The organism is Kitasatospora sp. NPDC001095, from assembly GCF_053598615.1.
In genome coordinates, this window is sequence record NZ_JBSFKQ010000056.1 from 38,300 (window position 1) to 46,877 (window position 8,578).

9 protein-coding genes are annotated in these 8,578 nt (G+C 75.8%); 5 read left to right on the forward strand and 4 right to left on the reverse strand.

Translation table 11 applies throughout. The features are described from left to right. Positions 1-76 precede the first annotated feature (76 nt). Positions 77-1,579: a MocR-like pyridoxine biosynthesis transcription factor PdxR gene (gene pdxR / locus ACWDBB_RS31230; RefSeq protein WP_449792768.1), complete on the reverse strand. Its 1,503-nt coding sequence runs from the start codon at positions 1,577-1,579 to the stop codon at positions 77-79. 29 nt (positions 1,580-1,608) lie between these two features. Here pdxR and ACWDBB_RS31235 point away from each other — a divergent pair, with 29 nt between their 5' ends. Beyond that, a complete protein-coding gene (locus ACWDBB_RS31235; RefSeq protein WP_449792769.1) occupies positions 1,609-2,463 on the forward strand; it encodes a methyltransferase domain-containing protein in 855 nt (284 codons plus the stop codon). A gap of 36 nt (positions 2,464-2,499) precedes the next feature. Here ACWDBB_RS31235 and ACWDBB_RS31240 read toward each other — a convergent pair whose 3' ends face one another. Then, a complete protein-coding gene (locus ACWDBB_RS31240) occupies positions 2,500-2,997 on the reverse strand; it encodes a MarR family winged helix-turn-helix transcriptional regulator (RefSeq protein WP_449792770.1) in 498 nt (165 codons plus the stop codon). A gap of 109 nt (positions 2,998-3,106) precedes the next feature. Here ACWDBB_RS31240 and ACWDBB_RS31245 point away from each other — a divergent pair, with 109 nt between their 5' ends. The 3 genes from ACWDBB_RS31245 to ACWDBB_RS31255 all read left to right on the forward strand — a co-directional run bounded on the left by ACWDBB_RS31245 (position 3,107) and on the right by ACWDBB_RS31255 (position 6,453). Next, positions 3,107-4,030, forward strand: coding sequence for an EamA family transporter (locus ACWDBB_RS31245; protein WP_449792771.1), 924 nt, complete (start codon positions 3,107-3,109; stop codon positions 4,028-4,030). 45 nt (positions 4,031-4,075) lie between these two features. Then, a complete protein-coding gene (locus ACWDBB_RS31250) occupies positions 4,076-4,717 on the forward strand; it encodes an NAD(P)-dependent oxidoreductase (RefSeq protein WP_449792772.1) in 642 nt (213 codons plus the stop codon). 116 nt (positions 4,718-4,833) lie between these two features. Beyond that, on the forward strand, positions 4,834-6,453 hold the full coding sequence (locus ACWDBB_RS31255; RefSeq protein WP_449792773.1) for an alpha/beta hydrolase: 1,620 nt from the start codon (positions 4,834-4,836) through the stop codon (positions 6,451-6,453). 8 nt (positions 6,454-6,461) lie between these two features. Here ACWDBB_RS31255 and ACWDBB_RS31260 read toward each other — a convergent pair whose 3' ends face one another. Both ACWDBB_RS31260 and ACWDBB_RS31265 read right to left on the reverse strand, forming a co-directional pair. Continuing rightward, positions 6,462-6,746, reverse strand: a complete 285-nt coding sequence (locus ACWDBB_RS31260) for a hypothetical protein (protein WP_449792774.1) — start codon at positions 6,744-6,746, stop codon at positions 6,462-6,464. Between the two features lie 41 nt (positions 6,747-6,787). Beyond that, positions 6,788-7,171: a hypothetical protein gene (locus ACWDBB_RS31265; RefSeq protein WP_392877886.1), complete on the reverse strand. Its 384-nt coding sequence runs from the start codon at positions 7,169-7,171 to the stop codon at positions 6,788-6,790. Positions 7,172-7,735: 564 nt separating this feature from the next. Here ACWDBB_RS31265 and ACWDBB_RS31270 point away from each other — a divergent pair. After that, on the forward strand, positions 7,736-8,578 hold an 843-nt coding region (locus ACWDBB_RS31270), incomplete at its 3' end, for a lytic transglycosylase domain-containing protein (RefSeq protein ID WP_449792775.1).

Consider the following 8,578-nt stretch of genomic DNA (forward strand, 5'->3'; position numbering starts at 1 on the left):
GCCTCCGGAGGCCGTGAACCGAGCCCCCCACCGGGCCCGCCGCGGCGTCCCCACCGCGCCGGAGCCGACGCCGAGGTCAGGACGACCGCCGGACCAGCCGCCCCAGGACGGCCACGCCCTCGGTGATCTCCGCCGTCGAGCCCGCCGCGTAGCCGAGGACCAGGCCGGGCGGGTACGGGAGCCGGGCGTGCCAGGACAGCGGCTGCACCTTGACCCCCTCGGCCAGCGCGGCGGCGGCCCACTCGGTGTCGGTGCGACCGGGCTCCTCCGGGAGCGTCAGCATCAGGTGGAGGCCCGCCGCCGCGCCGTGCACGGTGGCTCCCGGCAGGTGGGTGCGGATGGCGGCGATCATGGCGTCCCGGAGTCGCCGGTGACGGCGGCGCAGCAGCCGCAGGTGGCGGTCGAGCTCACCGGACTCCATCAGCCGGGCGAGCACCAGCTGGGGCAGCACCGGGTTGCCGAGGTCGGCGAAGCGCTTGGCGTCCAGGACGGCGTCCCGCAGCCGGGCCGGGACCAGCAGCCAGCCGGTGCGCAGCGCGGGGGCGAGCAGCTTGGAGACGCTGCCCGCGTAGCAGACCTGCTCCGGCAGCGCGGCCCGCAGCGCCGGGACGGGCGGACGGTCGTAGCGGTGCTCGGCGTCGTAGTCGTCCTCGATGACCAGGCCGCCCTCGGCGGCCCAGCGCAGCAGTGCGCGCCGCCGGTCACCGCCGAGGACGACGCCGGTCGGGTACTGGTGCGCGGGGGTGAGCAGGACGGCCGGGGCGCCGGTGGCGCGCAGCGCGTCGACCCGGATGCCCTCGGCGTCGACCGGGACGGGCGGGGTGGCGGCGAGCCAGTGGGCGAGGTGCTGCCGGGCGCCGAGCGAGCCCGGGTCCTCGACCGCGACCTCGCCGATGCCCACGCGGCCGAGGGCGCGGCCGAGCAGGGCGAGGGCCTGGGCCGTGCCGGCGACGATCAGCACCTCGTCCGGGTCGGCGCGGATGCCGCGGTTGCGGGCCAGCCAGTGGGCGACGGCCCGGCGCAGGGCGGGGGTGCCGCGGACGTCGCCGTAGCCGAGGTCGGCCGCGGCGAGGCCGTCGAGGACGGCGCGTTCGGCGCGCATCCAGGCGGTGCGGGGGAAGGCCGCGAGGTCGGGCACGCCGGGGGTGAGATCGATCCGGGCGGGCGCGGCGCGCAGTCGGTCGAAGACCTCGGGGGCGGGGTCGTCCGGGAACAGCGCGGGCGCCGGACGGGGCCGGTCCGCCCCGGGTTCCTCCCCCCGTACGACGGAGGAGGTGGCGGCGACGGCCGCGACCACGACCGTGCCGCCGCGCCCGCGGCCGGCCACCCGCCCCTCCTCGGCGAGGCGCTGGTAGGCGTCCGTCACCACCCCGCGGGAGACGCCGAGTTCGGCCGCCAGCACCCGGCTGGCGGGCAGCCGGCTGCCCGCCGGGAGCCGCCCGTCGGCGACGGCCTCGCGCAGCCGACGGGCGAGCCAGTCGGTGAGGCCGCCGGGCGGGGCGTCGGCGGTGTCGAGCTGGAGGAAGTCGGCGCCGGCCTCTTTGGACCGGTCGGATGCCTCGGCTTTGGACCTGTTCACCGGACCATAGTGGCGGCGAGGGTGGGGCCATGACCACGGAAACGTCCACACCCGCGGCTGCCGCGGCGCCGGAGCACCCAGGTGACTACGTCCACGGCTACTCGCGGACCGAGGCGCGGCGCCTCGGCGACCAGGCCGACACCCTCGCCGAACTGCTGCACGCGGGCACGGCCTACCCGGCGGGCAGCCGGGTGCTGGAGCCGGGCTGCGGGGTGGGCGCGCAGACCGTGCACCTGCTGGCCGCCAGCCCGGGCGTACGGCTGACGGCGGCGGACCTCTCGGCGGACTCCCTGGCCCTGGCCCGCGCCCGGGTGGCCGCCCAGGCGCCCGCCGCGGACGTCGTCTGGCACCACGGCGACCTGCACCGGCTGCCGTTCCCGGACGGCTCCTTCGACCACGTCTTCCTGTGCTTCGTGCTGGAGCACCTGCCCGACCCGGCGGCCGGGCTGGCGGCGCTGCATCGGGTGCTGCGGCCGGGCGGGACGATCACGGTGATCGAGGGCGACCACGGCTCGGCGCTGTTCCACCCGGAGAGCCCGGCGGCCCGCCGCACCGTCGACCACCTGGTGCGGTTGCAGGCCCGGGCTGGCGGCGACGGCCTGCTGGGCCGCCGCCTCCATCCGCTGCTGACGGCGGCCGGCTTCGCCCGGGTGTCGGTCCGCCCGCGCACGGTCTACGCCGACGACTCCCGTCCGGCCCTGGTGGAGGGCTTCACCCGGCGGACCTTCGTCGCGATGGTCGAGGCCGTACGGGCGGAGGCGCTGGCCGCCGGCCTGACCACCCCGGAGGACTTCGACCGGGGGGTCACGGAGCTGCGCCGCGCCGCCGAGCCGGGCGGGACGTTCCACTACGCCTTCTTCAAGGCGGTGGCGGTCAGGCCGTAGCCGCCCGGCACGGGCACCGGCACCGGGCGCGGGCTACTACTCCGGGCTGTCCCCGAGGTCCGCCAGCAGGGCGCGCATCGCCTCGACGAGCGCCGTCCGCTGCGCCTCGTCGAGGCCCGCCAGCATGCGGTACTCGGTGGCGAGGTGGTCGGGCAGCGCGCGGTCGATCAGGGCGTGGCCGTCGGCGGTGAGGGCCACCTCGCGGCTGCGGCCGTCCTGGTCGCTGCGGGTGCGGGTGACCAGACCGCGGGCCTCCAGCCGGTCCAGGCGCTGGGTGATGGCGCCCGAGGTGACCATCGCGGACTGCATCAGGCCGGTGGGGGTGAGGCGGTAGGGCGGTCCGCTGCGCTTGAGGGTGGCGAGGACGTCGAAGGACGCGGCGTCCAGCCCGTGCTCGGCGAAGGTGCGGTTGAGCGCCGCGTCCACCAGCCGGTAGAGGCGTTTGAGTCGGCCGAACACCTCCATCGGGGAGACGTCCAGGTCGGGGCGCTCGGCGCCCCACTGCGCGACGACGCGGTCCACATGATCTGCCACGGGTTCAGGGTAGGCGATCCCGAAAGAATTCCTTAGCGGTGAGATAACCGTGAGCCACATCACTCTCCCGGCATGGTGAGATGCCTTAGCGCTGAGATACATTGCCTTAGTGCTAAGAAATCGCCTCGCCCTCGTCCTGCTGACGGCCCTCGCCCCGGCGGTCTGGGGCACCACCTACCTGGTCACCACCGAACTCCTGCCGCCCGGCCGCCCGCTGCTCGCCGCCGTCATCCGCTGCCTGCCCGCCGGGATCCTCCTGATAGCCCTCACCCGCCGCCTGCCGCAGGGCAGTTGGTGGTGGCGCTCACTGCTCCTCGGCGCCCTGAACATCGGGGTGTTCCAGGCGCTGCTCTTCATCGCCGCCTACCGCCTGCCCGGCGGCATCGCGGCCACCGTCGGCGCCGTCCAGCCGCTGGTCACCGCCGGGCTCTCGGCCCTGCTCCTCGGCGACCGGCTCACCCCGCGCACCGTGCTGTCCGGCATCGCGGGCGTCGCGGGCGTCAGCCTGCTGGTGCTGCGGGCCAACGCCGCGCTGGACGCGGTCGGGGTGCTCGCCGCGCTCGGCGGCGCCGTGGTGATGGCCGCCGGCATCGTCCTCGCCAAGCGGTGGGTCTCCCCCGCGCCGATGCTCGCCACCACCGGCTGGCAGCTCACCGCCGGCGGGCTGCTGCTGGTGCCGGTGACGCTGCTCGCCGAGGGCGCACCGCCGTCCCACTACAGCCTCGCCAACGTGCTCGGCTACACCTACCTGTGCCTGATCGGCGCGGCCGTCACCTACGCGCTCTGGTTCCGGGGGCTCCGCGCGCTGCCGCCGACCTCGGTCTCCTTCCTCTCGCTGCTCAGCCCCGTCGTCGCCACCCTGCTCGGCTGGCTGGCGCTCGGCCAGGACCTCAGCCCGCTCCAGGCGCTCGGCGCGCTGGTCGTGCTCGGCGCGCTGGTCGCCGCCCAGACCCAACGGCCGCGCACCGCGGCCAAGACGGCGGTCGACGCCGAGCCGGCGGCCGCCCCGCGGCCCGCCCGCGAGAACGCCTGACCCCGCCCCACCACCACCGTTCCCCACCACTCCAGGGAGTTCCCCATGCGCATCACCGTGTTCGGCGCCACCGGCAACGTCGGCAGCCGGGTCGTGGCCGAGGCCCTGGCCCGCGGTCACCGGGTCACCGCCGTCGTACGGGACCCGGCGAAGCCGCACGGCCTGCCGTCCGCCGCCGCCCTGGCCGTCGGCGACGCCCGCGCCCCCGAGGACGTCGCCCGGATCGCGGCCGGGCAGGACGTGGTGATCACCGCCACCCGTCCGCTGCCCGGCAGCGAGCACGAACTGGCCGTCGCCACCAGGGGCCTGCTGGCCGGGATCGCCGGCACCGGTGTGCGGCTGCTGGCCGTCGGCGGCGCGGGCAGCCTGCTCGTCCCGGGCGGCGGCGGGACCGCCCTGGTCGACAGCCCCGGATTCCCCGACGAGATCCGGCCGATCGCCCTGGCCTGCGGCGAGCAGCTCGACCTCTACCGCGCCGCCGACCCGGAGGTCGACTGGACGTACCTGAGCCCGGCCGCGGTGCTCGAGCCCGGTGTGCGCACCGGCCGGTTCCGGATCGGCCGCGACGAACTGCTGGTCGACTCCGCGGGCGACTCGGCGATCTCCATGGAGGACCTCGCCGTCGCGCTCCTCGACGAGGCCGAGCGGCCCGCCCACCACCGCGCCCGCTTCACCGCCGCCTACTGAGCACCCTCGACCCGCACCCCGCCCCGCCCCGCCCCGGCGGGGTGTACCCAGCACCACCCCGAAGACGGCAGCGGGCGTGATGGATCATCAGGCCGGGCCCGGACAGGATCGTTCCCGTGACCAAGACCGCAACGCGCCGGACCGCAACCCTCCAGACCGCAACCCGTCAGACCCCAGCCCGGCAGACCGGCAGACCGGCACCCCGCGCCCGGCGCGCCCGCCGCACCACCCTGGCCCTCACCGTCGCCGCCGTCCTGGCCGGCCTGGCCTCACCCACCACCGCGGGCGCGGCCACCGGCCGCGACCCGGGCGACGCCGGCCGGGCACCCACCCGCTACACCCACCAGACCCTCGACTGGAAGCCCTGCGCCGGGCAGCCCACGCTGGACTGCGCCACCATGGCCGCCCCGCGCGACTGGCACCACCCCGGCGCCGGGGCCGACCTGACCATCGCCGTCTCGCGGCACCGCGCCACCGACCCGGCCAAGCGCAAGGGCACCCTGCTGATGGCGGCCGGCGGCCCCGGCGGCACCGGCCTGGCGCGCCCGGCCCACCTGGCCGCCGGCGCCCCGGCGGTCGCCGCCGCGTACGACATCGTCGGCTTCGACCAGCGCGGCGTCGGCGAGAGCACCAGGGCGGTCTGCCAGACCCAGGAGGAGTTCCAGGAGTTCCTGGCCGGCGACTACCGCGACCAGTCCCCCGCGGCGATCGACCGGGTCATCGCCAACTCCAGGAAGCTGGCGGCCAGTTGTCAGGAGCGCAGCGGAGACCTCCTGCCCTACCTGACCACCGAGCAGACCGCCCACGACATCGACCTGTTCCGCGGCCTGCTCGGCGAGCGCAAGCTCAGCTACTACGGCCCGTCCTACGCCTCGATGATCGGCGCCTACTACGGGACGCTCTTCCCGCACCGGGTCGAGCGGATGGTGCTGGACAGCAACATCGGCTTCGACGGCACCTGGGAGACGTTCGAGCTGGGCCAGCCGATGAGCTTCCAGCGCCGCTTCGACGAGGACTTCACGCCCTGGCTCGCGGCCCGGGACGCCACCTACCACTGGGGCTCCACACCGGAGCAGGTGCGGGCGCACTGGGAGCAGCGGCGCGCGGCGCTGCACGACTCCCCCATCGTCGAGGGGGCGCTGACGATCGGCCCGAACCAGCTGGACAGCCTCGCCATGTCGGCGATCTACCGGGCGTCCGACTTCCCCGCCCTGGCCCGGCTGCTGGCCACCCTCGACACCTGGCAGGACGCCGACCCCGCCACCCGGGCGGCCGCCGCGAAGGCCTACAACAGCTACCTCAGCCCGGAGTTCGCGGCCGAGTACTTCGCGGTGACCTGCAACGACACCCCGTGGACCAGGGACCTGGGCACCTGGATCCGGCGCGGCGCGGAGAACACCGCCCGCTGGCCGCTGGCCGGCGCCCGGACGCTCGCCTTCAGCGCGGTCTGCGCCGCCTGGCCGGCCGCCCCCGCGCCCGAGGTCAAGGTGACCGGTGCCCATCTGCCGACCACGCTGATGCTCAACTCGGTGCACGATCCGGCGACCTACTACGAGGCGGCGCTCGGCGCCCACCGCGCGCTGCGCGGCTCCAGGCTGGTCACCGTCACCGGGAACGGCGACCACGGCCAGTACCCCACGTCCAACGCCTGCGTCAGCGGGGTGGTCGAGCGCTACCTGCTGGACGACACCGCACCCGAGCGCGACCTCACCTGCCCGTCCCCGCAGGCCGGTTGACGGGCCGTTCAGCTCTCGGGCCGGGCCCTCAGCCTGGCCCGGAGCCAGGCGAAGCCGACGGCCAGCCCGGCGAACCCTCCGACGGCGAGCTTGATCCCGGCCTTGGCGACGATCCAGCCGATCCACGGGACGGTCCACCCCAGCCAGTGGAAGACGGCCAGCAGCACCGCGGCGCCGGACACCGCCGCGAGCACCGTGACCGCGACGGCGGCGGCCCGCGACAACTCCCGCGGGCCGTCGGCCCGTTCCCCCGCGACCGCGCCGTCCTGACCGGTGGTCGGTCCGTTCACCATGTCGTTCGTGCCCCCTCGGTCATGGAGGTGATGATACGGCGTCAGCGGCAGGCGTGATGGGTGTCGCCGACGTACTCCCCGGTCTCGCCGTCGGGAAAGCTGACGGCCATGGTGACGCGGTACTCGTGGACGTCCTCCCGGTGCCCCGGTACCCGGGCCCACGCCATCGAGTGCACCTCGGCCTCGGGGGCCTGGCGGCACCAAGCAGCGGCCTCTTCGAGGGCCCGGGCGGCCGACCGCCCGGTGCACACCACGGCGGTGTACGCGGCGACCGCGACGTCCGCGCCGGAGCGGCCGGTGCGCGACACCGCCCGGACGGCCGCGGCGGCCTGGGTCAGGTCACGGGCCAGGTCGTCGACCACCCGAGGGGGAGCCGGCAGGACCACCGCCCCCTCGGCGAGGGTCTCCGGCAGGTTCGCGCTCACGGTCTGGACCTCCATCCGCATCATCACGCGGCACAGCATGCCGGGCGGTGATTCCTGGCATGCCCACTTTCACCAGAACGTCACCCGTCCAGGGCCGAGTCCGGGCCGTTCCCTGGCGTCCCGGCGCCCGTCCTGGTAAGGCGGGCCGAGCCCGCTCCCCGACGTTCCGGCAGGTCAGCAGGGGGCGACCACCGGCGGCTCCGGGGAGCCCGAAACACCGCGCACGCACCACCCCCGTGCTCCGAACCGCCGGTCCGGCGCCGGTTGGCGCCCGTCCCACCACAGTTGGCCGCCGGTCAACTTTCGGCCTCGTCGGGGGAGTTGCCGCCGGGCGGCGCCGACGAGGCGGCAGGTCGCGGACCTCCCGGAACGGGCCGCACCCCGACTGAAGTGCCGAGTCAACCCCTCGGAGGGCTCCTGTCCGTCTCCCGGTCACCCTGTCCCTGTCAGATCGTCGTGATACTAATCGTCCCGGCGGCGGATCCAGTCCTCGACTGGACGGGCATGATGACGACGGCTCAACCGTTCCGGGAAGGTCCGGACGGCGACGGGGAGGGGCAGCGGATGACGGTGCGGATCGGCAAGGCCACGGGCGGGCGCAAGCTGCGGATCGGCAAGCGGGTCACGGGGACGGCTGCGGCCTTCGCCGCGCTGGCCGCGCTGACCGGCTCTCAGGTGACGGGCATCGGGCTCGCCCCGGTCGCGGTCGCCGACGCCGGCCCGGCGAACGACACCGCGAGCCAGGGCGCCGGCCGCCTGCTGCCCGGCGGCGGCCCCTCGACGGACGCTCCCGGCACCTTCGGCACCGGCGCGCCGGCCGACGGCGGCGGCACCGTCCAGCTCCCGCAGCCGCCCGGCGCGCTGCCAGGCCTTCCCTCGGCCGGCCCGTTCGCGGCCACCGGAGCGTCCCTGCCCGCCACCGTCTTCGCCGCCTACCGCCAGGCCGAGGCCTCGCTGGCGCAGCGCTCGCCGGGCTGCCACCTGCCCTGGCAGCTGCTCGCCGCGATCGGCCAGGTGGAGTCCGGCCAGGCCAACGGCGGTCAGGTGGACGCCGCGGGCACGACCCTGACGCCGATCCTCGGCCCGGCGCTGGACGGCAACGGCTTCGCCGCGATAGCCGACACCGACGGTGGCCGCTACGACGGCGACGCCCGCTGGGACCGCGCCGTCGGGCCGATGCAGTTCATCCCGTCCACCTGGGCCTCCTGGGGCGTGGACGCCAACGGTGACGGCAAGGCCGACCCGAACAACGTCTTCGACGCCACCGAGACCGCCGGCCGCTACCTGTGCGCCGGTGGCCGCGACCTCGCCGACCCGGCGATGCTGCTCTACCAGGTCAAGATCCGCGGGCTGGAGAGCGTGGGGCCGGGAATCGCCGACCGGCTGGTGGACGAGGTGCTGGAGCCG

Coding starts and splice junctions, on each gene's coding strand:
- ACWDBB_RS31235 (WP_449792769.1), top strand. CDS start 1,609: ATGACCACGGAAACGTCCACACCCGCGGCTGCCGCGGCGCCGGAGCAC.
- ACWDBB_RS31250 (WP_449792772.1), top strand. CDS start 4,076: ATGCGCATCACCGTGTTCGGCGCCACCGGCAACGTCGGCAGCCGGGTC.
- ACWDBB_RS31260 (WP_449792774.1), bottom strand. CDS start 6,746: ATGGTGAACGGACCGACCACCGGTCAGGACGGCGCGGTCGCGGGGGAA.